This window comes from Hymenobacter sp. BT559 (assembly GCF_017571525.1).
GTDB lineage: Bacteria > Bacteroidota > Bacteroidia > Cytophagales > Hymenobacteraceae > Hymenobacter > Hymenobacter ginsengisoli.
The window spans coordinates 160,572-184,367 of sequence record NZ_JAGETY010000008.1; the positions used below are offsets into that span (position 1 = coordinate 160,572).

A 23,796-nucleotide genomic window follows, 5' to 3' on the forward strand; every position below is an offset into this window, starting at 1 on the left:
ACCTGACGTGTTTACCGTCAATTTCTGCTAATTAATTTTTCTTCGCGCTTTATCTATAAGCAAGCTGGCCTAGTGCCGCCAGGCAGGCCTAGGTAAATCAGTGATTTTTTCTATTTGCAATGACTTCACAACCAAAGCGCTACACCGTAACGGCCGCCCTGCCTTACGCCAATGGCCCGGTGCACATCGGCCACCTGGCCGGGGTATATCTGCCGGCCGATATTTACGTGCGCTACCTGCGGGCCCAAAACCGCGACGTAAAATTTATTTGCGGCTCCGATGAGCATGGCGTGCCCATCACTATTCGTGCTCAGAAAGAAGGTATTACGCCGCAGCAGGTAGTTGATAAATACCATGCTATTATTCGCGACTCATTCAAGGAATTTAACGTGTCGTTCGACGTGTATTCGCGCACGTCTTCCAAAACCCACGCCGAGGTTTCGAGCGAATTTTTCAAGAAATTATACGAAGACGGCAAATTCATTGAGCAAACCACGCAGCAGCTCTACGATGAGCAGGCCGGCCAATTTCTGGCCGACCGCTATGTGGTAGGTACTTGTCCTAATTGTGGCAACGAAAATGCCTATGGCGACCAGTGCGAGCGCTGCGGCACTTCGCTCAGCCCCACTGAATTAATTAATCCGCGCTCCATGCTGAGCGGCAATACGCCCGTGCTGCGCGATACCAAGCACTGGTTTTTGCCCCTCGACCAGTACGAGCCTTGGCTGCGTGAATGGATAATCGAAGGCCACAAAAACGACTGGAAAACCAACGTCTACGGCCAGTGCAAGTCGTGGATTGACCAGGGCCTGCACCCCCGCGCCGTGACGCGTGACCTCGACTGGGGCGTGCCCGTGCCCGTGCCCGGCGCCGAAGGTAAAGTGCTGTACGTGTGGTTTGATGCGCCCATTGGCTACATCTCGGCCACCAAAGAAGGATTTCCCGACGAGTGGGAGAAATACTGGCAGGACCCCGACACCAAACTGGTGCATTTTATCGGCAAGGATAATATCGTATTTCACTGCATTATTTTTCCGGTAATGCTGAAGGCGCACGGCAATTATATTTTACCCGACAACGTGCCTGCCAACGAATTTTTAAATCTGGAAGGCGATAAAATCAGCACCTCGCGCAACTGGGCCGTGTGGTTGCACGAATACCTGGCCGATTTTCCGGGCCAAGCCGATGTGCTACGCTACGTGCTGTGCGCCAACGCCCCCGAAACCAAGGATAATGACTTCACCTGGAAGGATTTCCAGGCACGCAATAATAATGAACTGGTAGCCACGCTGGGTAATTTTGTAAACCGCGCGGCCGTACTTACGCAGAAGTTTTTTGAGGGCAAAGTACCGGTTAGGGGAGAGCTGCAGGAAATTGACGAAGAGGTATTTCGGCAGTTGGCCGATTTCCCGACGCGCGTCGGCGAGCTTATCGAAAATTACCGCTTCCGCGATGCCCTAGCGGAAGTAATGAACCTGGCGCGCCTCGGCAATAAATACCTGGCCGATACCCAGCCCTGGCACCTTATCAAAACCGATGCGGTGCGCACGGGCACGGTATTACACGTAGCCTTGCAGGTAGCTGCCGCGCTGGTGCCGCTGCTCACGCCCTTCCTGCCCGAGTCGGCCGCCCAGCTGGCTGCTATGCTTGATTTTACGCCTGGCGACTGGGCTAGCGCGGCCCGCGCCGAGCAGTTGCTCGCTGGCCATCAATTGCAGGAGCCGGCCCTGCTATTTGCAAAAATTGATGACGCTGTAGTGCATACGCAGGTGCAGAAATTGCTCGATACCAAGCAAGCCAATGCCCTGGCCGCTACACCCGTGACGGCCGCCAAGGAAAACGTCAGCTTCGATGAATTTGGCAAAATGGATTTGCGCGTCGGCACCATTATCGCCGCCGAGAAAGTCGCCAAAACCAAGAAATTGCTTAAGCTGACTATTGATACTGGCCTCGACCAGCGTACCATCGTCAGTGGCATTGCGGAAGCATTTATTCCTGAGGCCCTTATTGGCCAACAAGCCATGGTACTGCTAAACCTGGCACCCCGCGAAATAAAAGGTATTCAGAGCCAGGGAATGCTGTTGCTGGCCGAAAATGCCGACGGCAGCCTAGCCCTGATGCAGCCCGGCAGTGCCGTGCGCAACGGCAGCCCAATTTTGTAAGCTGTTAATTCGCGTCAAATAAAAACCCGGCGCTGCACGCAGCGCCGGGTTTTTATTTGACGTTTACGCTATTCATAGCCCTTTCGAGGCCTAGCGAGCCAAATGCCAGCACAGCCTCACCCGCCTTCTCGATGCGCAGGGGCAAGTCAATTTGCTCATCGGGTGAAAATGGATTTAATACGTAGTCGACCTGCCGGCCCTTCGGAAAATTGGCATCCACGCCGAAGCGCAGCCGGGCATATACATCGGTGCCAAGCGTGGCCTGAATATCCTTGAGCCCATTGTGGCCGCCCGCCGAGCCCTGGCCTTTCAGGCGCAATTTGCCGAAGGGCAGCGCCAGGTCGTCGGTCACGACCAGCATATTTTCGACCGGTATTTTCAACGTACTCAGCCAGTGCGCGGCCGCTTTGCCACTAAGGTTCATAAAGGTGGTCGGCTTTACCAGTACGTAGGTGTGGCCTTTGCTTTTAAACTCGGTAGTGAAGGCGTGGCGGCCTAGCTCGAAGCGCGGGGCATCGAATTTTTTGGCTAGGTAGTCGGCCACCATAAACCCAATATTATGGCGCGTGTCGGCGTATTCGGGGCCAATATTGCCCAAGCAGAGAACCAGAAATTTCATTGTCTGAACATCCGGATTTTCCGGATTACGCGGATTTTGAAGGTGTATGAAATAAGAGAGTTCGGGCGGAATATTCTGCTTACAAAAAAAGGCCGACCAATTTACTTGGTCGGCCTTTTACGTCTACGAAATCCGATTCATCCGAAAAAATCCGGACGAAACGAAGTTCAGCGGAGCTAATCCGTGGTTCAGACTTAGCGGTTAGCAGCCATCTCGCCTTTGAGGGCGCGCGGGATGGTAACGGTAGCAATAGGAGCCTGGGCGTTGGTCAGGATGGTGTAGTTGTTGGGTTTTACCGCGCCAACTTTCACCGACTTACCCAGTTCGAGGGTGCTGATGTCAACTTCCACGTAGTCGGGCAGGTTTTCGGCCGTAGCCTTCACCTTCAGCTTGCGCAGCTTGCTAGCCAGCTTGCCACCGGCGAGTACGCCCGGCGATACGCCCACGTATTTCACGGGGATATCCATTTTCACTTCTTTGCCTTCCTGCAATTCGAGGAAGTCCACGTGCAGCAACATCTCGTTCACGGGGTGAAACTGAGCATCCTGCACGATGGCGCGGTAGTGCGTGCCTTCCACGTTCAGGTCCACGATGTGGGCCTCCGGGGTGTACAGCAATTCGCGGAACAGGATAGCGGGCACCGAGAAGTGCACCGTGTCTTGGCCGCCGTACAGTACGCAAGGCACTTGGGCGTCGAGGCGCAGCGCCTTGGCGTCCGTCTTGCCGAGATTCGCTCTTTTAAACCCTACAATCTCCAGGCTTTTCATAAAAGAAGTTGAATTGGAATGAATTAGCCGACCGGCAACCCTTGCCGAAACGGGCCGCAAAGGTACGGCTAGCGGGTGGCAAATCCAACCCCTAGCTAAACAGCGAGCTGATGCTCTCGTGCGTCACCACATTATTGATGGCCGCAGCGAAGAGTGGGGCCATTGAGATAACCCGGATTTTATCATTCTCCTCGCGCTGCGGAATGGTGTCGGTCGTAATCAACTCGGTGAGCGCCGAGGCCCGAATGCGGCTGTGCGCCGGCCCGCTCAGCAGCGGGTGCGTAATAACGGCGCGCACCGAGTTGGCGCCGCGCTCCATCACGAGGTCGGCCGCCTTGCAGATGGTGCCGGCCGTGTCCACCATGTCATCCACAAACACCACGTCCATGCCCTTTACGTCGCCGATTACCTGCATCGAGGCAATCTCGTTGGCCCGCAAACGCATCTTGTCGCACACTACGATTTCAGCCCCGAATTTTTTGGCGAAGGCCCGCGTGCGCACTACGCCGCCCACATCGGGCGAGGCAAAAATGAGGTTCTTCAACCCTAGCGACTTGATATAGGGCGCCGTGACGGTGGCCCCGTCGAGGTGGTCGACGGGAATGTCGAAGAAGCCCTGAATCTGGCCGGCGTGCAAGTCGCAGGTCATCAGGCGGTCGGTGCCCACGCTCTGAATAATGTTGGCTACCACCTTGGCGCCGATGCTCACGCGCGGCTTGTCTTTGCGGTCTTGCCGGGCATAACCCATGTAGGGCATCACGATGTTGACCTTATGGGCTGAGGCGCGCTTGCAGGCGTCCACCATCAGCATCAGCTCCATGAGGTGCTCGCTAGGGGGGAAGGTGCTCTGGATGAGAAATACCTCGCAGCCGCGCACGCTCTCGTCGAAGCTCGGGCCGAGCTCATCGTCGGCAAAGCGTTGCAGGGTAAGGTCGCCGAGCGGTTGGCCATAGGCGGCGGCGATTTTGCGGCCCAGCTCCTGCGAGGCGCTGCCGGCAAATAATTTAACGTGCGGGTCCATGAGGGGGATAAAAGCAAAAAAGCCTGCTAGCCTGCATAATGCAGGCCAGCAGGCCGAAAAACAAAGGCGGAAGGAAAAACTAAAAGGCGCCGACTTACTCCCTGCGGGGATAAGTCAGCGCCTTTATAACTGTCGAGCAGTATCATCGTTGTCCGACCAGGGCTCGAACCTGGACTTTCTTGAATCAAAATCAAGCGTGTTGCCAGTTACACCATCGGACAAGTTCCCGGGTGGCGGTGTGCCGTTCGGGGCTGCAAAGGTACAACGGGAATAATACGAGGCAAGAGCTGTGGCAAAAATTTTTCAAAAAAGTGTGCAGGCTGGGTCTGCAGGGCGCTTTCGGAGCTGCTAGGGAAGGGGCCGTGTTCATTCGGGCTTCAGCTTTGAAAAGAGGGGTTTGAATCGTACTTTTGCACCCTCAAAAGGATATCAAAATTTCATAAAACAAAACCAAATGGCGAATTCGGGCAAAATCACCCAGGTTATCGGCCCCGTGGTGGACGTAAGCTTCGCGGGCGAAGGTGACCTCCCCAACATCTTCGATGCCCTGGAAGTAACCAAAGACAACGGCCAGGTGGTGATGCTGGAGTGCCAGCAGCACCTGGGCGAAGACCGGGTGCGCACCATCGCCATGGACTCGACCGAGGGCCTGACCCGCGGCGCCGAAGTGCGCAGCCTGGGCCACGCCATCACGATGCCTACCGGCGACGGTGTAAAAGGCCGCCTCTTCAACGTTATCGGCCAGGCTATTGACGGCATTCCGCAGCCGGTAAGCACCGGCGGCCTGCCCATTCACCGCCACGCCCCGGCATTTGAGGACTTGGCTACTTCGTCGGAAGTATTCTTCACCGGCATTAAAGTAATCGACTTGCTAGCCCCTTATGTAAAGGGTGGCAAGATTGGTCTGTTTGGTGGTGCAGGTGTGGGTAAAACCGTTCTGATTCAAGAGCTTATCAACAACGTAGCCAAGGCCTACTCGGGCCTGTCGGTATTTGCCGGCGTAGGTGAGCGTACCCGCGAGGGCAACGACTTGCTGCGCGAATTCATCGAGGCTAACATCATTCGCTACGGCGAGGCCTTCAAGCACTCGATGGAAGAGGGCGGCTGGGACCTGAGCAAAGTGGACATGGCCGAGATGGAAAAATCGCAGGCTACCCTCGTGTTCGGCCAGATGAACGAGCCCCCCGGAGCCCGCGCCCGCGTGGCCCTGTCGGGCTTGACCATTGCTGAAAGCTTCCGCGATGGCGACGGCACCGGTGCTGGCCGCGACATTCTGTTCTTTATCGACAACATCTTCCGCTTCACGCAGGCGGGTTCGGAAGTATCGGCTCTGCTGGGCCGTATGCCGTCGGCCGTAGGTTACCAGCCTACCCTAGCCACCGAAATGGGTGCCATGCAGGAGCGTATCACCTCGACCAAGCGCGGCTCGATTATCTCGGTGCAGGCCGTGTATGTGCCCGCCGACGACTTGACTGACCCGGCCCCGGCCAACACGTTTGCTCACTTGGATGCCACGACGGTACTGAGCCGCAAAATCGCCGAGCTAGGCATCTACCCAGCCGTTGACCCGCTGGACTCGACCTCGCGCATCCTCGATGCCACCATTCTCGGCGACGAGCACTACAACACCGCCCAGCGCGTGAAGGAGATTCTGCAGCGCTACAAGGAACTGCAAGACATCATTGCTATCCTGGGTATGGACGAACTCAGCGAAGAGGATAAGCAGACCGTGAACCGCGCCCGTCGTGTGCAGCGCTTCCTGTCGCAGCCCTTCTTCGTGGCCGAGCAGTTCACCGGCCTGCAAGGTGTGCTGGTTGACATCAAGGACACCATCAAAGGCTTCAACGAAATCATCGACGGCAAGTACGACCACCTTCCGGAGTCGGCCTTCAACCTGGTGGGTAACATCGAAGATGCCGTAGCCAAAGGCGAGCGCCTGATGGCAGAAGCCAAGTAATTTTTGAGCTGTTAGCTGTTGGCTATTAGCTGTTCGCCTTTTACAAGCTGACAGCTAATAGCCAACAGCTAACAGCTAACAGCTCAAAACAATGCACTTAGAAATCATCACCCCCGACCGGAAAGTATATCAGGGCGAAGCTACAGCGGTGCGGTTTCCGGGCACCGATGGCTCGTTTGAAGTGCTCAACAACCACGCCCCGCTGATTGCCGCCCTCAAGGCCGGCGATGTGACAGTGACAGGAGCCGGTGGCGGCACGTTTCACATCAGCGGTGGCATCGTGGAGGTGCTGCGCAACAACGTAATTGTGCTGGCCGAGTCGGCCTCTGCATAGGCTCGTTTTCGAACGCAGCAAGCGCCCGCACTGACTTTGGTCGGTGCGGGCGCTTTTTTATGGCGCTAAAGCAAGCAGCCGACTAGCTGTTTGCGAAAAATTTTCGTTCATCAGGTATTCATTCACTTTCTTGCCTGCTTACCTGCGCTATGCCGCAATCTGCTGAGACTAATATTTACTCGCCCCGCCAGCGCTTCACGCTGCTGATTATCACGCTGATATTGCTAGGCCTACTTGCCCTGTTCGGCTTGCTGCAGTACTTAACGGCCTTTCTAGGGGCAGGTATTTTGTATGTAGTGCTGCGGCCGTGGTTCACGGCGCTAGTGCATAAGCACCACTGGAACCGCACGTTTGTAACGGTGCTGCTGCTGCTTTTCGCCGTGGTAGTGCTGGTAATTCCATTTTTTGCCCTTTCGTCGTTGCTCATCGACCGCGTAACGGACCTTGCCCACCAGCCCGAGCAGATTTTGGCGGCGGTGCAAACCGTGGAGCGCAAAGTGGGAATGCAAGTGACCCAGGAAAACCAGGTGCGCCAGCTGCTGCAGCAAGGTGCTGCCCGTGTGAGCCAGTGGATACCCACCCTAGCCAGCAGCGTGCTCAATGTCATCGTGATAGTAGGCTTGATGCTCTTCACGATGTACTACCTTTTCATGCAGGAGGAAGCTTTTTTGGCAGGCTTGCACCGCTACCTCCCGTTTCGCGAAAAGACACTGGATGAACTAAGTATCTCCCTTAAAAACAACGTTAATTCCAATGTGCTGGGGCAAGGCATCGTAGCCTTGGTGCAGGGAATATTGACCGGCGCCACCCTCTTTTTCTTTGGGGTACCCGATGCCATGTTCTGGACGATAGTCGCCTTTTTCATGGCGTTTATTCCGGTGTTGGGCACGCCGCTGGTGTGGGGCCCGGCGGCGGCCTATCAGTTTGCGCAGGGGCACAATGGGCAGGGCATAGGGATTCTGCTGGTTGGCGTCATCGTTATTATTAACGTTGACAACTTGTTGCGCATTTGGCTGGCCAAGTACATGGGCAATATTCACCCCTGGGTAACGCTGGTGGGCCTCACGCTTGGGGTAGAGATTTTCGGCATTGTTGGGCTCGTTATAGGGCCACTATTGCTTTCATATTTTATTGTGCTGGCGCGGGTATTTGCCCGCGAAAACCAATTGATGCAGCATCTGATGCCGCAGCAGGGCCTCTTGGCGCAAGTAGAGCTGGCCGAAGACATCGCCGCACAGGCGCTGCAAGCCGCCGAGCACCGCCGCAAGGCCTAGCCGTGAGCCGCCGGGAAACTCAACGCAACGCTTGGCCGGTCCGGGTGTTCTTAGGCTAGTTGTTTACTTCGCACTGGCAACTGCCCTTATCACTTCATGGACCTGACCCCGATTCACCCGAAAGTTACCCCGATTTACCAGACCTCGGTCTTCAAATTCAATTCGCTGGCCGAGCTTGAAACCTACTATACCAGCCCCGACCACGGCGGCATGTATGGCTACTCGCGCTCCGAGCACCCCAACTCCGACGAGCTGGTGGCTGAGGTAGCCCGCCTCGAAGGGGCTAGCGGCGGGGGCGTAGCCACCGGCGCCGGCCTGGCCGGGCTGCTGGCCGCCGTGCTGGCCGTGTGCCAAACCGGCGACCACGTGCTGTGCCCCGCCGAGCTCTACGGCGGCTCGGTGGTGCTGCTCTCCAATGAACTGAGCCGGTTAGGAATTGAAACCAGCTACGTACCGCTGGCGCAACTCTATGATGTGGCTAGCCACCGCCGCCCCAACACCAAGCTGGTGCTGGCTGAGGTGCTCAGCAACCCGCTGCTGACCGTGCTCGACGGGCCGCGCCTAGCGCAGGCCTGTCAGGCTGAGGGTATTCTGCTGCTCATCGACAGCTCGTTTACTTCGCCTATGCTCACGCAGCCGCTGAGCTGGGGCGCCGATATGGTATGGCACTCGGCCACCAAGTACTTGGCCGGCCACTCCGACGTGACGGCTGGCATCGTGGTGGCTCGCGACCCGGCTATCGCCAAAAACCTGCGCCGCCTGGCCACGAACCTCGGCCTGATGCTGGCGCCGCTGGAAAGCTGGCTAGCCGTGCGCGGCCTCAAAACCCTGCGCCTACGCATGCGCCAGCACTCCGAAAATGCCATGACCCTGGCGCGCTTCCTGGCCGATAACCCAGCCGTGTCGCAGGTATTTTACCCCGGCCTCGAAAGCCACCCCGGCCACGACCTGGCGGCGCACCAGCTGCTAGGGGGCCTGTATGGTGGCATGCTCAGCATCCGGCTGGCCGACGACTCAGCCGCAGCCGTCGATGCCTTTATTCAGAAAACCAAGCTGTTTCCGCTAGCCCCCTCGCTGGCCGGGGTGTCATCGTCGTGCTCGTATCCGGCGGCTACTTCGCACCGCGGCCTCACTGAGGCGCAGCGGGCGCAGCTCGGCATCACGCCCGGCGTGCTGCGCCTGAGCGTGGGCATCGAGGAAGTAGCCGACCTGCTCGTGGACTTGGAGCACGCGCTGGGTCAGGGCTAGCCCGCCGCCTACTCCCAAACCGAACAAACCCCGCAATACGGTCTGCCTGACCACTCAGGCAGACCGTATTGCGGGGTTTGTAGCGTAAACGCCAGCCTTATAGCTTATTCGAAATCTGGTCGGAAAGCTGGCGGGCGGTGCGCAGGGTTTGAAACTCGCCCTGCTGCGAGCGGATAGTCAGCTTGTCATCGAGCGAAAACGAGCTGCGCAGCTGGTCGTAGCGGGCATTGAGGCTGCTGAGCACGGCGGCGGCCCGCTCCCAGTCGGCCGGCTTCCAGCCGCTGCGCTCTTCGCGCACGGTTTCAATAAACTCTTTGTAGAGGCGCAGCAGCTGCGGGGCCGTGGTTGTACCTACCACCACTTTCTCGCGCAAAAAGGCCGATACGGCCGTGTCGCTGGCGGGTGGCGTGCTGGCGGTGTCTTCCGTGCGCGAGCTCGAGGAGCTTGGGCTGGCAGGGCTAGCCGTGGTGGTAGCGCCTCCCGAGGCAGCAGTGCCGGCTGGCACATTGTAGGTGCGGGTGGTGCGCCGGATAACCTTGCCGGTAGCCGGGTCGAGCTCCTCCACGGTCTCCTTGACCTCCTGCGTAGCAGGCTTGGTCGAAGTAGTGGTGGCGGTGGGCTTGGCGGCGGTAGGTTTGGTTTGGGCAGCCGCGCACAGGGGCGCCGCTACGGCCAACGCGGCCAGCCAGGAAAAGCGTGTCATATAACGAAGGAGTGAGCAGTAAGGCGAATGGTAGTGTAGCAACAAAAATGAGGCTGACGCTGGTCTATTCAAGAAACAGGCCAACCTGAAGTTTTACGCTTCTTAACGGCTAGGGGTGCCTAGTGGGCGAAAGCCAGCCGCGCGGCGCGGCTAAAGTCGGCATTAACTAACTGGCAAGCTAGGTTTTTGCTAGGGCCAACAGTACCTTTCGCGCGTGTTATGAAAAACCCGCCCATCTACGTGGAAGCCCGCATCCGGTGCTCAATGGATGTCCTGTGGCAGCACACCCAGCAGCCCGAGCTGCACCAGCAATGGGATTTGCGCTTTACGGAAATAACCTACCTGCCGCGCCCCTCAGAAGCCGCACCCCAGCAGTTTCTGTACGCCACGCGCATCGGCTTTGGGCTAGGGGTGGCGGGCCGGGGCGAGAGCCTGGGCACCAAAGAGAAAAACTGTGAGCGCACCTCGGTGCTCAAGTTTTGGTCTGAGGAGTGGGTGTCGCTCATCCGCGAGGGCGCCGGCTTCTGGAAATACGTGCCGACCCCGGACGGCCTGCGGTTCTTCACCAAATACGACTACCAAACGCGCTTCGGCCAGCTAGGGCAGTGGCTCGATAGGTTGGCCTTCCGGCCGCTCATTGGTTGGGCTACGGCCTGGAGCTTCGACTGCCTGCGCCTATGGCTCGAAACGGGGCAGCGCCCGGCCGTGTCGCGGCGGCTAGGCCTCTTCGATTGGCTCACGCGCGCCACGCTAGGGGCAGTGTGGGTGTACCAGGGGGTGGTGCCCAAGCTACTATTTCCCGATACCGGCGAGCTCAGCATTTTACAGGGCGCAGGCTTTTCGGCTGCGGCGGCACACCGCGTGGCAGCCAGTGTGGGCGTGGGCGAAATCTTGTTTGGCCTGCTGTTCTTTTTGCTGCCCGCGCAGCGGCTGCGACCAGTATACTGGCTGCATAGCATCGGGCTGCTAGGGCTGGGGGTGGGTGCGCTCTTTAGCCAGCCGGCTGTGTTTGTGGCACCCTTCAATCCCCTCACGCTCAACGTGGCCCTGATGGCCCTGGCGGCCGGGCGCCTGCTGTTGCCCGAAGACATCGTGCCTAGCGCTGCGCGCTGCCTGCGCCAGCCGCCGGCTAGTTCGCCGGTGACGGTGACCGCCTCGCCGGCGCCGCTCATTCAGCAACTGGCTTAATTTCCTGTTTTTCACTTACCCTTTGCCGCTTATGCCCTCCATCTACCAGCAGCAGCTAGGCCCCGATTTTGCGAAGCTGCACCCGCGTATTCAGGAGCGGCTGGCCTTTGCCAGCGATGACAACCGCGCCTTTGTGGGCGAGGGCACCATGGAGCGCGTGTGGCACGGGCCGTTTTATACCCAGCCGTTTTTGCGCATCGGGCTGCTGCGCAATATCATGTTTCCGGAGGCGGGCCAGCACGTGCCGTTTCGCATCGAAAACTACGCCTACCGCGACCCGCTGGGCCGCGAAACCGTGACCTGGATTCGACGCTTTACCTTTCCGCGCCACGTGCGCTGCTTCGACGCCACCATGATTCGCAGCGAAGCGCGCGACCGCATCGTGGACTACCTGGGCACGCACCAACACCTGGCGGTAGATATTGACCTGGCTGTGACCGAGCGCGGCGGACTGCGCCTGCGCTCGGGCGAGCAGCGCTTCTACGAAGGCTGGCTCAAGTTTAAGTTTCCGATGCTGTTTTCGGGCCTGGCCGACGTGGAAGAATGGTACGACGACGCGGCCGGCTGCTATCGCATTCAGGTAGAAGTGCGCAATAAGCTGTTTGGCAAGCTCTTCGGATATCATGGCTCCTTTCAGCCCGCTTGGCGCGAAGTGGCACCCCAGGACATTCCGGCTTACGCACTGCCTGTGCGCCACGAAAGCCGGGAGTAAGCAGAGGGTTAACTTACTATTGAGCGAGATTTAGAGCAAGCTCAAAATGACGTGGTGAGGCGTTTTAACTAAATTACCAAAGCTGTTTAAAAAGTCGGTCGAACTGGTTGGACCGCTCTTAGCGGTCCGACCGGTGGCCGTTGGAGGTCGTTGGGTGCGGTCCGGGCGACGACCGGTCGGACCGTTAAAAGCGGTTCGACCGGTACAACGACAACCGAGCTGCTTCTAAGCAGCTTCACTATCAGGCAAAAGCAATGGCAAACGATTTTACATTAACCCCGGCCCAGCGGCGCGTCGAGCTTGCTAGACCCTGGGTCTTGCTACTGGGCTACGTGGCAGCAGCGCTGGCCGGCTGGTGGTGGCTGGCCGTGCCGCTGGCGGTAGTGGTGTGCCTGGCGGCTTTCGTGCAGATGCACGATGCCATGCACAACTCGCTAGGGCTAAGTAAGAAAGCCAACAAACGCATCCTTACCCTCAGCGGCCTGCTTATTCTCAAAAGCGGCCACGGCCTGCAAGTGACGCACTTACGCCACCACGGCCGCTGCCTCACCGAGGCCGACCCCGAGGGCGCGCCCGTCAACTGGAGCTTTGGGCGCGTGCTGTGGCAGGGACCTTGGCACACCTTGATGCTGCGCCGCGAGTCGTTGCGCATTGCGCCGGGCACCAGGCACATTCAGCTGCTCGAAACTGCGCTGACGCTGGTTTTACTAGGGGGCTTTGTGGGGCTGTACTGGGCTACGGGCTCGATGGTGGGCCTAGCGTACTGGGGCGTGGCTTTTGGGATGAGCGCGACGATGCCCATCTGGGCCTCCTACGTGCCGCACCACGTGTCGTCGCGCAACCCGGTGGGGCGCGCTGCGGCGGCCGTGGCCCAAGCCTGGACGCCCATCACGGCGTCATTTGCCTTCCACCACCTGCACCACCACTACCCGCGCGTGCCCACGGCGCTACTCTACCGTGCGGCCGCCGCGCTGCCCCCGCCACCGGAGGAAGAACATCACGACCACTAGGCCCGCCCGGGCGCGGGTGCCGACCTTTGCCCCGATGCACAACCTAGAAGACCTGCGGGCCGGTAAGCTAGCCGGCGCGCGCCGCCTCGACTTGGCGGCGGGCCTCACCGAGTTTCCCCAAGAAATATTTGCGCTCGCCGACTCGCTCGAAGTCCTGAACTTGTCGGGCAACCGGCTCTCGGCGCTGCCGCCCAACCTGGGCCGGCTGCGCCGGCTGCAAATTATTTTTTGCTCCGATAATCAGTTTGCCAGCCTGCCCGAGGTGCTGGGCCAGTGCCCGCAGCTTACGATGGTGGGCTTCAAGGCCAATAAAATCCGCACTGTGCCGGCCGCTGCGCTGCCGCCCCGTTTGCGATGGCTTATCCTGACTGATAATGAGATAGAAGGCCTGCCGCCCGAAATAGGCCGCTGCGCCGACTTGCAAAAGCTGATGCTGGCCGGTAATCAGCTCACGGCGCTGCCCGCCGAGCTAGCCCACTGCACCCGGCTCGAATTGCTGCGTATCGCCGCCAACCAGTTCACCGCATTGCCTACCTGGCTGCTGGCCCTGCCACGCCTGAGCTGGCTAGCCTACGCTGGCAACCCCTTCGACGCCGAAGCGGAGGCCGCGGTGGTGGCCCGGCACCCCATCGGCAGCATTGCCTGGCCCGAGCTGGCACTAGGGCAGCAGCTGGGTGAAGGCGCCTCGGGAGTTATTTACCGGGCGCAATGGCAGCGAGCCGGCCAGCCGGCTAAAGAGGTAGCTGTGAAAATTTTTAAAGGCGCCGTGACCAGCGACGGCCTGCCGCACAGCGAGATGCTAGCCTGCATCGGCGCCGGCGCGCACCCCAACCTGATTGCGGTAGAAGGCAAAATTAGCCAGCACCCAGCCGGGGCCGAGGGCCTGGTGCTCGACCTCATTGACCCCGCCTATGGCAACCTGGCCGGGCCACCTAGCCTGGCTAGCTGCACCCGCGATGTGTATGCGCCGGGCACCGCCTTCACGCTGGCGGCGGCCGTGCGGCTAGCCCTTGGCATTGCCTCGGCCGCCGCGCACTTGCATACACAGGGCATTTTGCACGGCGATTTATATGCCCATAATATCCTGGCCAAGCCTACCGGTGAGGCGCTGCTGGGCGACTTTGGCGCAGCCAGCTTCTTCGATGGAGCTGCGCCGGAAGCTGCGCTTTTGCAGCGCCTCGAAGCGCGAGCTTTCGGTTGCCTGCTCGAAGAGCTGCAGGCGCACTGCCCGACTGGCGATGCGGCAGCCCTAGCTGCGCTGGCCGACTTGAAGCGGCGCTGCGTGCAGCCCGTGGTAGCCCAGCGGCCGACGTTGACGGAAATAGCGCTCGAGCTGGCTAGCCTTAGCCTAGCTGAGTAGCCAGCAGAAACTTCGCGCTACTCCAGCTAAGACAGCGCTTCGCGCAGGGCTTTGGCTACGCGGTGCAGCTCCTCATCGCCCATAGCGGTGCCACTGGGCAGGCATAGGCCGCGGGCAAACAGGTCTTCGCATACTGCGCCGCCATACATGGGCGCGCTGGAAAAGAGGGGCTGTAGGTGCAGCGGCTTCCAGAGCGGGCGGCTCTCGATGCGGCGCGTTTCGAGGTGCTGGCGCACCGTTTCGGGCGTGGCGGTAGTTTGGCTTGCGCCGTCCTGCAGTTCGGCCGGGTTGAGCAATACAGTGGTAAGCCAGCGGTTGGAGAGGCTGCCGGGCAGCTCGGTGGCGGGCGCCACGGCTAGGCCCGGTAGGCCGGCCAGGTGCTCCTTATACCAGTTGAAAATCTCGCGGCGACGCTTCACGCGGTCGGGCAGCAGCTCCATCTGGCCCCGGCCGATGCCGGCCAGCAGGTTGCTGAGGCGGTAGTTGTAGCCCACCTGCGAGTGCTGGTAGTAGGGGGCCGGGTCTTTGGCCTGCGTGGCCAGAAAGCGTGCCCGCTCGGCCAGCGCGCGGTCGTAGGTCACGAGGGCGCCGCCGCCGCTGGTGGTCAGTATCTTATTGCCATTAAATGAAAACACGCCTACGCGCCCGAAGCCGCCCAGCGGCTGGTGCTGCCACTGCGAGCCCAGCGCCTCGGCCGCGTCTTCCAGCACGGGCAAGTCAAATTCCTGGGCTAGGGCCAGAATTTCGGTGAGCCGGGCCGGCATGCCGTAGAGGTGCACGAGCAGCAGGGCCTTGGGCTTTTTGCCTAAGCGAAGGCGGTCTTCAATAGCCTCGCGCAGGCGCTGGGGGCACAAATTCCAGGTTTCGGCTTCGCTGTCTACAAATACCGGCGTGGCGCCGCAATAGGTGATGGCATTGGCTGAGGCTACGAAAGTGAACGACGGGCACAGTACTTCATCGCCGGGCCCCACGCCCAGCAGCAGCAGCCCCAGGTGCAGCGCCGCCGTGCCCGAGGTGAGCGCTACGCAATAGGGTACGCCCACCGCCGCGCAAATATCGGCCTCGAAGCCATCGAGGTTGGGTCCCACGGGGGCAACCCAATTATCCTCTATCGCTTTGTGTAGGTAGTTGAGCTCGTGGCGGCCCAAGTGGGGAGGCGAAAGATAAATACGGTCCAAGTCCTAAGTTTTCAGGTAGTAATGAGCCACTAACAGCTGGTAAGTAGCCAAACAAAATCGGCAATTGTTCACTGCTGACTGTTGACGGGCCTGGCCGGTACGCCTACGGCGGTGCAGTCAGCCGGTAAATCGCGCACTACCACGGCGCCTGCGCCTACGGTGGTGCGCTCGCCCACCCGCACTTGCTGAATAACGGTGGCATTGGTGCCCAAGTATACCCCCGTGGCGAGATGGGCCCCGCCGCCCACGTTGGCGTGGGGCATCAGCGAGCAAAAGTCTTCGAGCACCGCATCGTGGCCCACGGTGCAGCCCAGGTTTAAGAGCACAAAGCGGCCTAGCGTGATATCGCAGGTGAGGATGCAGCCGCGCTGCACGAGGCAGCCCGCGCCCAGCGCCACGCGCTGCTCGGGCCGCAGGGCCACCGCCGGGTGCACCAGCGCCGGAAACGACAGTTGCGGCGAGGTGAGCCGCGCCACCACCGCGGCCCGGCTAGCGCTGCTGCCCACGGCCACGGCCACCGCCAGGGGGCTAGCCACGGCATTGAGGGCGGCCACGGTGCCGAGGTAGGGGAGGCCACCCACGGTGGGCGTGGCGGGGGCGCGGTCGTCGTAGTAGCCGCGCAGGTCCCAGGCGCCGCCGGCCTCGTTGAGCTGGGCTACCAGAATGGCTATTTCGCGGCCTAGCCCCCCGGCGCCCACTATCGCGAGGGGCCGGGGGGCTAGGGCTGGGTCGGGGTCGAAGTCCGAAAAAAACAGTTGGGTCATGGGCAGCGGCCGCCGGGCGCTGCCAGGCGGGGGTTAGGCGGCCAGCAGGGTTTCGCCGTGCTGGCTGGTATCGAGGCCGTGAGTTTCGTTCTCGGCATTTACCCGTATGGGCACTATAAAGTTAGTGACCCGATACAGAAGCCACGAGCCGCCGAAGGTAAAGGCGCCCACCACGGCCAGTGTAAGCAGGTGCGAATACAGCAGCGCCGGCCCGCCGCCCGTAAACAGCCCGCCCTTTTGGGCAAACAGCGAGGTAGCCAGCATGCCCACGATGCCGCCCACGCCGTGGCACGGAAATACATCGAGCGTGTCATCCAGCGTAGTGCGGTTTTTGAGGATAACGGCCCCGAAGCTTACGCCCGACGCCAGTATGCCGATGGCAATGGCTGGGCCGTAGGCCACGTAGCCCGCCGCCGGCGTAATGGCTACTAGCCCCACCACGGCACCCACTGCCGCGCCCATGGCCGAGGGCCGCTGCCCGCGGGCGGCCTCCAGCACCATCCAGGTGAGCATGGCGGCCGCCGAGGCGAAGTGCGTGGTTACGAAGGCCTGCACGGCCTGGGCATTGGCGCCCATTGCCGAGCCGGCGTTGAAGCCAAACCAGCCAAACCACAACAGCCCGGTGCCCAGAATCACAAACGGGATATTAACCGGGGTGTGGGCGTGGCCATCGAGGTGCACCCGGCGGCGGCCAATGGCCAGCGCGCCCGCCAGGGCCGCAAAGCCCGCCGAAATGTGCACTACCGTGCCACCCGCGAAGTCGAGCACGCCCCACTTAAACAGGAATCCCTGCGGGTGCCAGGCCCAGTGCGCCAGCGGGCAGTAAATGAGCAGGCTGAAAAGGCAGATGAAAATCAGGTAGCCCCAAAACCGGATGCGCTCGGCAAAGCCGCCGCTGATGAGCGCCGGCGTGATGATGGCGAATTTGAGCTGGAACGCCGCAAACAGCACCAGCGGCAACCCTGCCCCTAGCGTGGGGTGCGGGGCCGTACCCACGTTGTTGAACATGAAAAACGTGCGCGGGTCGCCGATTACGCCCCCAATGTCGTCGCCGAAGGCCAGCGAGAAGCCCACCACGTACCAAAGCAACGAAATGACCCCTAGCGAGATGAAGCTTTGAAGCATAGTCGAGATGATATTGCCTCGGTTTACCATGCCGCCATAAAAGAAGGCCAGCCCCGGCGTCATCAGCAGCACCAGGGCCGTCGATACCAGCATCCAGGCAATGTCGGCCGACTTCAGCGTGAGCGAATCGGGGGCCGCATCGGGGTGGTGGTGGGGCATAAAGGCAGCTAAGAGGCCCAGCACCAGCAACACCAGCAGCGTGGGACGGGCAAGCAGTTGTTTGCGCGACATAATCAGCTAAAATAACGAATGGCCTGGGCGAAGATAGGCTATTTCATCGATTTTAACCAAATTATAAGGAAATGCCCTGCAAATAGAATAGGTGTTCGCTTGTTATCATCTAGTAATCTTAGGATACACCCTAGGATGGTAAGGGGCGTTATTGGCGGGCCTGCGGTTTCGCTGCCTGCCGCGACAGCAACAATAGCCCGCCAAAAAGGGTATGAAACGGGGTATTACCCTCCGTTCACTTGCTTATCATTCCCATGACCCACAAAAAAAAATGGCTGACGCTGGCCCCCGCGGGCTTGCTATTGATTGGAGCCGGCGCTAGCCTGGTCGACTGGGCCGGCAGTCTCAAAACGCAAGGCCAGCCAACTGGCCGATGGGTGCTAGCCGGCACCGGCGCGCTGGTAGTGCTCAATGCCGGCGTAAGCCTGTTTGGCCAAAGCATCATAGAGCGCGTGCTGCATGAGCTGCGCGAAACGCCAGCCCCGGAAGCGGCAGGCAACTAGCCACTTGCCTGACACAAAAAAAGCCCTGGCTAGGCCAGGGCTTTTTACTTAAGCTAATGTGAGGGAAGACTACTCAGTCTTGGCTTCCATCTTGTGGGTGCCGTGCTTCACTTTGCGGCCCAGCTTCTGGGTGCCGTGCTTGATTTTACGGCCGGTTTTCTTGGCCACGTTGCCAGCGGCATCGGCCGTGTTGTCAATGGCCTGGCCTACGTTGGTTTTGCCAGTCTTGGTGGTTTCCTTCACCGTGCCGTTGTCACGAACCTTTACTTCAGTAGTAGGCGTGGTTTGGGCAAACGAGGCAGTGGTGAAAGCGCAGGCGGCGAGCAACAAAAATACTTTTTTCATGACAAAAGAGAAAGGGGAGTGGTGTTTTCGAGGCCTTTTACGCGGCAGCTCCATGCGAGTTGCCAAGGCTATTGACAAATGTTCAAAGCCCGTGCCAAACCCGCTCTAGCCTGTTGAAAGCTCGACCGTTAGGGTAAAAGCAGCGACGAATCGCCGTAGCTCAAAAACCGGTAGCCGTTCCCCAGCGCATGGTCGTAGACCTTGCGCCAACCTGGCCCCAGCAGCGCGGATACCAGCAGCAGCAAGGTGCTTTCGGGCTGATGAAAGTTGGTAATCAGCCCCTGCACCAGCCGAAAGCGGTAGCCCGGCGCAATGAGCAGCTGTGTGCTGGCTTCAATGGCCGCCGAGCCGCTGGCCTCCAGGTGGGCCAGCAGAGCTTGCAGGGCGGCTTCGGGCGTTATTTCGGCCTGGCCGGGGGCTAGCGGGGCGTAGGGCTGCCACTGGTCTACGCGCAGCTCGGCGCCGGCCTCTGCTGGCTGGCTAGCCAGCGCGGCCCCTAGCCAGTACAGGCTTTCGAGGGTGCGCAGGCTGGTGGTGCCCACCGCGATGACGGGGCGCGGCCGGTGGCCTAGCAACTGCCGCAGCAAGCTAGCCTGCACGATTATCGGCTCGGCGTGCATAGGGTGGCCGGCCATGGTCTCGGCCTTCACGGGCTGGAAGGTGCCGGCACCCACGTGTAGCGTCACGTAGCCGCTGGCCATGCCGCGCGCGGCCAACTCGGCCAGCACCTCGGGGGTGAAGTGCAGGCCGGCGGTGGGGGCCGCCACTGCGCCCTCGTGGGCGGCATACACGGTTTGGTAGCGCACGGCGTCAGCGGCAGTGTCGGAGCGGTGCAGGTAAGGGGGCAGCGGCAGGTGGCCGGCCGCCCGCAGCACCTCCGCAAAGGGCAGTGAGGCAGGCTCCCAGCTGAAGTCAATCAGGCTTTCGCCGCTAGCCTCATGCGCCTGGCGCACGGCCGTGAGCGTGGCGGGCTGGCCCGCAAAGCTGAACGCCAGCGTGACGGGGCCGCTTTTCCAGCGGCGGCCATTGCCCACCAGGCAGCGCCAGGTGCAGGCGGCAGTTTGCTGCAGGGCCGGCTCAATGGCCCGGTGCGGCGCCACCGGCTCCAGGCAAAACAGCTCGACTACGCCGCCGGTGGGGCGCTGGGCCAGCAGCCGGGCCCGCACCACGCGCGTATCGTTGAAAATCAAGAGGCTATCGGCCGGCAGCTCGGCGGGCAGGTCGCGGAAGCTTTTATCTTCGATAACGCCCTGGCGGCTCACCAACAGTTTGCTGGAAGCGCGGTCGGGCAGGGGCTCGGGCGCGATACGCTCGGCGGGCAGGTCGTAGTGAAAATCCTGGATGCGGAGCTGGTGCGGGTCGGGAGAGGTAGACATAAAAGGCAGCTTGAAGCGGCAAAGGTCGGGCCGCCCGTTACTTGCAGCCTCAACCTCGTGCTCTATGCGCCTTTCTACGTTTCTTCTGGCTGGGCTGCCGCTGCTAGGCCAGGCCGCCGTACCGCCCGCTCATCCCTACGCCGACGCCACGCGCCGCCGCATTGCCACTGCCCAGGACGAGCGCCAGACGGCCACGCTGCTGCCTTTTTTGCAAAGCAAAAATGCCGCCTACCGCGCCGCCGCTGCCGAGGCGCTCGCCTCGGTGCAGGATAAAAAAGCCGTGCCCGCCCTGCTGCCGCTGCTGCAAGATGCCAGCCCCGCTGTGCGCCGCGCCGCCGCCTACGCCCTGGGCCAAACCGGCGACAGCACCGCCGTTTCCGCGCTGGCCCAGCGCCTCGCCCAGCCGGAAGCCAGCCCGCTAGCCCGCCGCGCCACCTATGAGGCGCTAGGCCGCTGCGTTACCAAAGCGTCAGTTAGCCAGCTGTATACCCTAAAGCCGCCCGGCCCCGACTCGGCCGCTGCGCCCGGCCAGGCCTGGGCGCTGTACCGGGCCAGCCTACGGGGGCTAGCCACGCCCGAGGTAGCGCGCCAAGCGGTGCTGCTGCTGGGCCAGCCGGGCCCGAAGCTGGCCCCGGCGCGGGCGGGTGCCTCGGCCGCGCTCACCCGCATGCGCGGGCAAGATTCGGTACTGGCCAGGATGGCGCTGCCGGTGTTGCTGAAAGCAGTAGGAAGTGACCCCGATTATTTCGTGCGCGAAAACTGTGCGTCGGCGCTAGGGCGAGTGGCGCGGCCAGTGGCCCTGGCAGCCCTGCTGGCTGCTGGCACTAAAGACCCCGACCACCGCGTGCGTATTGCGGCCCTGCGGGCTCTGCCCACCAATCCTATTACCGTAGTGTCGGCCACGCGGCGGCCCGGCAAAGCTGCCAACGAGGTAATTCTGCAAGTCAAGACCAGAGAAGCCGACAGCTTGCGGGTGCGCTGCGCGGGTCGAGCCCTGGGCGCCCGCCTGCCGCAAGAGTCGCTTACCGCCGCCGAGTGGTTTTTGAAAACGCCCCACGACACGACCAATTCCGACAACGTGATGGATTGGCTACGCTACGTGGTGGGCATCGAATATTCAGCCACGGCCGCCCGGCACTGGCGCACGCGGGCCACGCTGCTGCAGGCGGCCCTGCGCCACGCTAGGGCCGAGCAGCGCTCCGCTATTGCCGACACCATCCGGCGCCGCTACGAGCGCACCTCCAACCAATACGAGCGCGCCGCCTTGCTTACCGCCCTCAGCGAAGACCCGGCGCAGTTCGATTTTCTAGCGAAAGAAGCCGCGCTCACCACCGGCCCGACCGTGGTCCCTGGCTCGGCTGTAGCGGCCCTGGTGAGCCTGCGTGGCAATAAGCGCTTCCCCGCTGCCCGCCAGGCCGACTTCACCGCTGTATTACGCCGTGCCCTAGCCGGGGGCGACGTGGCCCAACTCGCCACCGCCGCCGAGGCCCTGGCTAGCCCCATCCTGGTGCCCGCGCCCCAGCCCGAAGACCTGGCCGCCCTGCGCCAGGCCCAGAGCAAGCTCACGCTCCCCCGCGAAATCGAGGCCTGGCTAAGCTTGCAGCAGGCCCTGGATAAGCTGGAAAAGAGGCCAGCCCCCACGCCCGCACCCGTCGGTCCGGCTAGCCAGCATCCCATAGCCTGGGCCGTGGTGCAAAGCATCCCGGTGGGTCAGCGCGTGCAAATGACGACCACAAAAGGTGTTATCATTTTAGAATTGAAAGTAGTAGAGGCACCTGGCTCGGTAGTCAGCTTCGTGAGCCTTATCAGGCAGCATTTCTACGACGGGCTGTATTTCCACCGCGTGGTGCCCGATTTTGTGGCCCAGGGCGGCGACCCGCGCGGCGACGGCTCGGGCAGCACGCCGTATAACCTACGCTCCGAGTTCAGCCAGCTCACTTACGGCGCGGGGGCCGTGGGCCTGGCCTCGGCTGGCAAGGATACCGAGAGCTGCCAGTTCTTTTTCACGCACCAGCCCACGCCGCACCTCGATGGCCGCTACACCATTTTTGCCCAGGTGGTGCAGGGCATGGGCGTGGTGCAGCAGCTCGAAATTGGCGACCGCATGCTGCGCGTCGAGCTGCTGAAAGCGGCCCGCTAGGCTGCTAGCGGCCATTATATTTGCCCAGGCCGCGCCAGCAGGCGTGGCTTTACCTCGCGTTTTATATGCTCTTCGCTGCCCCTATTTCCATTTCTCAGCTCAGCATCTACGCCGAGCGCCTCACCAGCCTCGTGGTCCTGTATTTGCCCCGGCTGCTGTCGGCTTTGCTGCTGCTGGTAGTGGGCTGGTGGGCTATTGGGTGGGCTAGCCGGCTGGTATCGGCGGCCACGGCGCGGCTCGATGTGTCGCTGAGCTCCTTCCTCAGCAGCATGTTCAGCATCACGCTCAAGGTGCTGCTGCTCATTTCGGCTGCCGGCATGGCTGGGTTCGAAACCACCTCGTTTGTTGCCATTCTGGGCGCAGCGGGCTTGGCCGTGGGCCTGGCTTTGCAAGGCACCCTAGCCAACTTTGCAGGCGGCGTCTTGATTCTGATTTTCAAGCCCTTCACCGTGGGCGACGTCATCGAGAGCCAGGGCAAAAGCGGCACCGTGCAGGCCATCCAGATTTTTAATACCCTGCTGCTCACGCCCCAGGGCGATACCGTCATTCTGCCCAACGGCGCTACCTCCAACGGTGTCATTGTCAACAAAGCGCACCCCCAGCGGGCGCTGGTCGAGATTCAGTTGGAGCTCGACGCTGCTACCGACCTCGATGCCCTGCGCCAACAGGCGCTGCCGCTGCTAGGGCACGATGAGCAGGTGCTGCCCGACCCCGCGCCGCAGGTAGTACTTGTCAGCCTCAAGCCCGGTGCTACCATGACGGTGGCCTTCCGCGCTTATACTGCCCCCGGCCAGGAAGATGCTACCCGCAACCGCTTGATGGAGAAGCTGCAGCAGCTTTTTGCGACGCAGGAAACGAAAAAATAACCGTCTGTCATTGCGAGCGCAGCGCGGCAATCTTTCCTTTATTGTTGGGTTAGTATCCCTGGCGAAAAGGAAGGATTGCCGCTCTTCACTTCGTTACGCTCGCAATGACAGGCGCTAAATCACTGAATAGTAATCACACCGGAACTACTACCACCTTTTTCGTCTCAAAAAACTCTTGCTCGAAGAAATCCGACAAATTGACCTCGCGCGCCACCAGGCCGCTTTCGGCGATTTCCTCGGTCAGGTCGCCGCCTTTGAGGTAATAGAGGCCGGCACCGGGCGCGGGCTTGGCTTTGTAGCGGTGGGCTATCCAGGGGTGGAAGGTGGCTAGCCGGGCCACAGCGCGGCTCACCACAAAGTCAAATTTGGCGTGCACCTGCTCGGCGCGGGTTTGCTCGGCGGTCACGTTGGTCAGGCCGAGGTCGGCGGCCATAAACTGCACAGCCCGAATCTTTTTGCCAATGCTATCGACCAGGTGAAACTTCACCTCCGGAAACATAATTGCCAGAGGCAAGCCCGGCAGGCCGCCGCCCGTGCCCACATCGAGCACCGCGCTGCCAGCCGGAAACTGCACCACCTTGGCAATGCCCAGCGAATGCAGGATGTGCCGCTCCATGAGGTTGTCGGTATCGGTGCGGGCCACCAGGTTTATCTGCGCGTTCCAGGCCTTAAACTCGGTTTCGAGGCGCGCAAACTGGGCTAGCTGGTGCTTGGTAAGGTCGGGGAAGTAGGTGGTGAGAAGCGACATAAGCGGGTGCCGGGGGCGGGCAAAGGTAAAAGCAGAACGTCATGCTGAACGCAGTGAAGCATCTCATTCGAATCGTCAGGATTACTAACCCTAGCGGTGCGAGCGAGATGCTTCACTGCGTTCAGCATGACGTTTTAGATGGCGTCAGGCTGTTATTATCAATAC

22 protein-coding genes and 1 tRNA gene are annotated in these 23,796 nt (G+C 61.0%); 12 read left to right on the plus strand and 11 right to left on the minus strand.

Annotation, left to right across the window (positions count from 1 at the left end):
• Positions 1 to 119 precede the first annotated feature (119 nt).
• Positions 120 to 2,162 (plus strand): methionine--tRNA ligase, encoded by a 2,043-nt coding sequence (metG, locus tag J4D99_RS12825; protein WP_208132111.1) that lies wholly within the window; start codon positions 120 to 122, stop codon positions 2,160 to 2,162.
• A 52-nt stretch (positions 2,163 to 2,214) separates the two neighbouring features.
• On the opposite strand, the gene pth is transcribed toward metG, so the two are convergent.
• The 4 genes from pth to J4D99_RS12845 form a co-directional block, all read right to left on the minus strand.
• Positions 2,215 to 2,781, minus strand: coding sequence for an aminoacyl-tRNA hydrolase (gene pth / locus J4D99_RS12830; protein ID WP_208132112.1), 567 nt, complete (start codon positions 2,779 to 2,781; stop codon positions 2,215 to 2,217).
• Between the two features lie 194 nt (positions 2,782 to 2,975).
• Positions 2,976 to 3,548 carry a 50S ribosomal protein L25/general stress protein Ctc gene (locus J4D99_RS12835; protein WP_208132113.1) on the minus strand — a complete coding sequence of 191 codons (573 nt, stop codon included), beginning with the start codon at positions 3,546 to 3,548 and terminating at the stop codon, positions 2,976 to 2,978.
• Between the two features lie 91 nt (positions 3,549 to 3,639).
• The gene (locus J4D99_RS12840; RefSeq protein ID WP_208132114.1) at positions 3,640 to 4,569 is read right to left on the minus strand and encodes a ribose-phosphate pyrophosphokinase; all 930 of its coding nucleotides are present in this window, start codon (positions 4,567 to 4,569) and stop codon (positions 3,640 to 3,642) included.
• Positions 4,570 to 4,717: 148 nt separating this feature from the next.
• Positions 4,718 to 4,790 (minus strand) — tRNA-Gln (locus tag J4D99_RS12845).
• A 233-nt stretch (positions 4,791 to 5,023) separates the two neighbouring features.
• On the opposite strand from J4D99_RS12845, the gene atpD reads away from it, so the two are divergent.
• From atpD to J4D99_RS12865, 4 genes are all read left to right on the plus strand, one after another.
• Positions 5,024 to 6,526, plus strand: a complete 1,503-nt coding sequence (atpD, locus tag J4D99_RS12850) for a F0F1 ATP synthase subunit beta (protein ID WP_208132115.1) — start codon at positions 5,024 to 5,026, stop codon at positions 6,524 to 6,526.
• A gap of 91 nt (positions 6,527 to 6,617) precedes the next feature.
• Positions 6,618 to 6,860: an ATP synthase F1 subunit epsilon gene (gene atpC, locus J4D99_RS12855; RefSeq protein WP_208132116.1), complete on the plus strand. Its 243-nt coding sequence runs from the start codon at positions 6,618 to 6,620 to the stop codon at positions 6,858 to 6,860.
• 149 nt (positions 6,861 to 7,009) lie between these two features.
• Positions 7,010 to 8,134 carry an AI-2E family transporter gene (locus J4D99_RS12860; protein WP_208132117.1) on the plus strand — a complete coding sequence of 375 codons (1,125 nt, stop codon included), beginning with the start codon at positions 7,010 to 7,012 and terminating at the stop codon, positions 8,132 to 8,134.
• A gap of 96 nt (positions 8,135 to 8,230) precedes the next feature.
• Positions 8,231 to 9,382: a trans-sulfuration enzyme family protein gene (locus J4D99_RS12865; RefSeq protein WP_208132118.1), complete on the plus strand. Its 1,152-nt coding sequence runs from the start codon at positions 8,231 to 8,233 to the stop codon at positions 9,380 to 9,382.
• Positions 9,383 to 9,479: 97 nt separating this feature from the next.
• Here the strand turns inward: J4D99_RS12865 and J4D99_RS12870 are convergent, their stop codons facing one another.
• On the minus strand, positions 9,480 to 10,085 hold the full coding sequence (locus J4D99_RS12870) for a hypothetical protein (RefSeq protein WP_208132119.1): 606 nt from the start codon (positions 10,083 to 10,085) through the stop codon (positions 9,480 to 9,482).
• A gap of 219 nt (positions 10,086 to 10,304) precedes the next feature.
• On the opposite strand from J4D99_RS12870, the gene J4D99_RS12875 reads away from it, so the two are divergent.
• The 4 genes from J4D99_RS12875 to J4D99_RS12890 all read left to right on the plus strand — a co-directional run bounded on the left by J4D99_RS12875 (position 10,305) and on the right by J4D99_RS12890 (position 14,355).
• Positions 10,305 to 11,273, plus strand: a complete 969-nt coding sequence (locus J4D99_RS12875; protein WP_208132120.1) for a DoxX-like family protein — start codon at positions 10,305 to 10,307, stop codon at positions 11,271 to 11,273.
• 31 nt (positions 11,274 to 11,304) lie between these two features.
• Positions 11,305 to 11,985: a DUF4166 domain-containing protein gene (locus tag J4D99_RS12880; protein WP_208132121.1), complete on the plus strand. Its 681-nt coding sequence runs from the start codon at positions 11,305 to 11,307 to the stop codon at positions 11,983 to 11,985.
• Positions 11,986 to 12,239: 254 nt separating this feature from the next.
• Entirely contained in the window at positions 12,240 to 12,995 is a 756-nt protein-coding gene (locus tag J4D99_RS12885) for a fatty acid desaturase (protein WP_208132122.1), read from the plus strand.
• A gap of 34 nt (positions 12,996 to 13,029) precedes the next feature.
• Positions 13,030 to 14,355 carry a leucine-rich repeat-containing protein kinase family protein gene (locus J4D99_RS12890; protein ID WP_208132123.1) on the plus strand — a complete coding sequence of 442 codons (1,326 nt, stop codon included), beginning with the start codon at positions 13,030 to 13,032 and terminating at the stop codon, positions 14,353 to 14,355.
• A gap of 26 nt (positions 14,356 to 14,381) precedes the next feature.
• Here J4D99_RS12890 and J4D99_RS12895 read toward each other — a convergent pair whose 3' ends face one another.
• The 3 genes from J4D99_RS12895 to J4D99_RS12905 form a co-directional block, all read right to left on the minus strand.
• Positions 14,382 to 15,533: a DegT/DnrJ/EryC1/StrS family aminotransferase gene (locus tag J4D99_RS12895; protein ID WP_208132124.1), complete on the minus strand. Its 1,152-nt coding sequence runs from the start codon at positions 15,531 to 15,533 to the stop codon at positions 14,382 to 14,384.
• A gap of 68 nt (positions 15,534 to 15,601) precedes the next feature.
• On the minus strand, positions 15,602 to 16,297 hold the full coding sequence (locus tag J4D99_RS12900; RefSeq protein ID WP_208132125.1) for an acetyltransferase: 696 nt from the start codon (positions 16,295 to 16,297) through the stop codon (positions 15,602 to 15,604).
• 33 nt (positions 16,298 to 16,330) lie between these two features.
• Entirely contained in the window at positions 16,331 to 17,653 is a 1,323-nt protein-coding gene (locus J4D99_RS12905) for an ammonium transporter (RefSeq protein ID WP_208132126.1), read from the minus strand.
• Positions 17,654 to 17,907: 254 nt separating this feature from the next.
• Between J4D99_RS12905 and J4D99_RS12910 the strand changes: the two genes are divergently transcribed.
• Positions 17,908 to 18,156 carry a hypothetical protein gene (locus J4D99_RS12910; RefSeq protein ID WP_208132127.1) on the plus strand — a complete coding sequence of 83 codons (249 nt, stop codon included), beginning with the start codon at positions 17,908 to 17,910 and terminating at the stop codon, positions 18,154 to 18,156.
• Between the two features lie 69 nt (positions 18,157 to 18,225).
• Here J4D99_RS12910 and J4D99_RS12915 read toward each other — a convergent pair whose 3' ends face one another.
• Both J4D99_RS12915 and J4D99_RS12920 read right to left on the minus strand, forming a co-directional pair.
• Entirely contained in the window at positions 18,226 to 18,501 is a 276-nt protein-coding gene (locus J4D99_RS12915; protein WP_208132128.1) for a hypothetical protein, read from the minus strand.
• 128 nt (positions 18,502 to 18,629) lie between these two features.
• Entirely contained in the window at positions 18,630 to 19,877 is a 1,248-nt protein-coding gene (locus J4D99_RS12920; RefSeq protein WP_208132129.1) for an S-adenosylmethionine:tRNA ribosyltransferase-isomerase, read from the minus strand.
• 64 nt (positions 19,878 to 19,941) lie between these two features.
• Here J4D99_RS12920 and J4D99_RS12925 point away from each other — a divergent pair, with 64 nt between their 5' ends.
• Both J4D99_RS12925 and J4D99_RS12930 read left to right on the plus strand, forming a co-directional pair.
• A complete protein-coding gene (locus tag J4D99_RS12925; RefSeq protein WP_208132130.1) occupies positions 19,942 to 22,017 on the plus strand; it encodes a peptidylprolyl isomerase in 2,076 nt (691 codons plus the stop codon).
• Between the two features lie 65 nt (positions 22,018 to 22,082).
• A complete protein-coding gene (locus J4D99_RS12930; protein WP_208132131.1) occupies positions 22,083 to 22,883 on the plus strand; it encodes a mechanosensitive ion channel family protein in 801 nt (266 codons plus the stop codon).
• A 133-nt stretch (positions 22,884 to 23,016) separates the two neighbouring features.
• Here J4D99_RS12930 and rsmG read toward each other — a convergent pair whose 3' ends face one another.
• Entirely contained in the window at positions 23,017 to 23,631 is a 615-nt protein-coding gene (gene rsmG, locus J4D99_RS12935; RefSeq protein ID WP_208132132.1) for a 16S rRNA (guanine(527)-N(7))-methyltransferase RsmG, read from the minus strand.
• Positions 23,632 to 23,796 lie beyond the last annotated feature (165 nt).

Excerpts from the sequence above, each read along its gene's own strand:
- J4D99_RS12925 (WP_208132130.1), top strand. The coding sequence starts at position 19,942 with ATGCGCCTTTCTACGTTTCTTCTGGCTGGGCTGCCGCTGCTAGGCCAG.
- J4D99_RS12870 (WP_208132119.1), bottom strand. The coding sequence starts at position 10,085 with ATGACACGCTTTTCCTGGCTGGCCGCGTTGGCCGTAGCGGCGCCCCTG.
- J4D99_RS12920 (WP_208132129.1), bottom strand. The coding sequence starts at position 19,877 with ATGTCTACCTCTCCCGACCCGCACCAGCTCCGCATCCAGGATTTTCAC.
- atpD (WP_208132115.1), top strand. The coding sequence starts at position 5,024 with ATGGCGAATTCGGGCAAAATCACCCAGGTTATCGGCCCCGTGGTGGAC.
- J4D99_RS12835 (WP_208132113.1), bottom strand. The coding sequence starts at position 3,548 with ATGAAAAGCCTGGAGATTGTAGGGTTTAAAAGAGCGAATCTCGGCAAG.
- J4D99_RS12910 (WP_208132127.1), top strand. The coding sequence starts at position 17,908 with ATGACCCACAAAAAAAAATGGCTGACGCTGGCCCCCGCGGGCTTGCTA.
- J4D99_RS12840 (WP_208132114.1), bottom strand. The coding sequence starts at position 4,569 with ATGGACCCGCACGTTAAATTATTTGCCGGCAGCGCCTCGCAGGAGCTG.
- atpC (WP_208132116.1), top strand. The coding sequence starts at position 6,618 with ATGCACTTAGAAATCATCACCCCCGACCGGAAAGTATATCAGGGCGAA.
- J4D99_RS12905 (WP_208132126.1), bottom strand. The coding sequence starts at position 17,653 with ATGTCGCGCAAACAACTGCTTGCCCGTCCCACGCTGCTGGTGTTGCTG.
- J4D99_RS12875 (WP_208132120.1), top strand. The coding sequence starts at position 10,305 with ATGAAAAACCCGCCCATCTACGTGGAAGCCCGCATCCGGTGCTCAATG.
- J4D99_RS12880 (WP_208132121.1), top strand. The coding sequence starts at position 11,305 with ATGCCCTCCATCTACCAGCAGCAGCTAGGCCCCGATTTTGCGAAGCTG.
- J4D99_RS12885 (WP_208132122.1), top strand. The coding sequence starts at position 12,240 with ATGGCAAACGATTTTACATTAACCCCGGCCCAGCGGCGCGTCGAGCTT.
- J4D99_RS12890 (WP_208132123.1), top strand. The coding sequence starts at position 13,030 with ATGCACAACCTAGAAGACCTGCGGGCCGGTAAGCTAGCCGGCGCGCGC.
- J4D99_RS12915 (WP_208132128.1), bottom strand. The coding sequence starts at position 18,501 with ATGAAAAAAGTATTTTTGTTGCTCGCCGCCTGCGCTTTCACCACTGCC.
- J4D99_RS12860 (WP_208132117.1), top strand. The coding sequence starts at position 7,010 with ATGCCGCAATCTGCTGAGACTAATATTTACTCGCCCCGCCAGCGCTTC.
- pth (WP_208132112.1), bottom strand. The coding sequence starts at position 2,781 with ATGAAATTTCTGGTTCTCTGCTTGGGCAATATTGGCCCCGAATACGCC.
- J4D99_RS12930 (WP_208132131.1), top strand. The coding sequence starts at position 22,083 with ATGCTCTTCGCTGCCCCTATTTCCATTTCTCAGCTCAGCATCTACGCC.
- rsmG (WP_208132132.1), bottom strand. The coding sequence starts at position 23,631 with ATGTCGCTTCTCACCACCTACTTCCCCGACCTTACCAAGCACCAGCTA.
- J4D99_RS12900 (WP_208132125.1), bottom strand. The coding sequence starts at position 16,297 with ATGACCCAACTGTTTTTTTCGGACTTCGACCCCGACCCAGCCCTAGCC.
- J4D99_RS12865 (WP_208132118.1), top strand. The coding sequence starts at position 8,231 with ATGGACCTGACCCCGATTCACCCGAAAGTTACCCCGATTTACCAGACC.
- metG (WP_208132111.1), top strand. The coding sequence starts at position 120 with ATGACTTCACAACCAAAGCGCTACACCGTAACGGCCGCCCTGCCTTAC.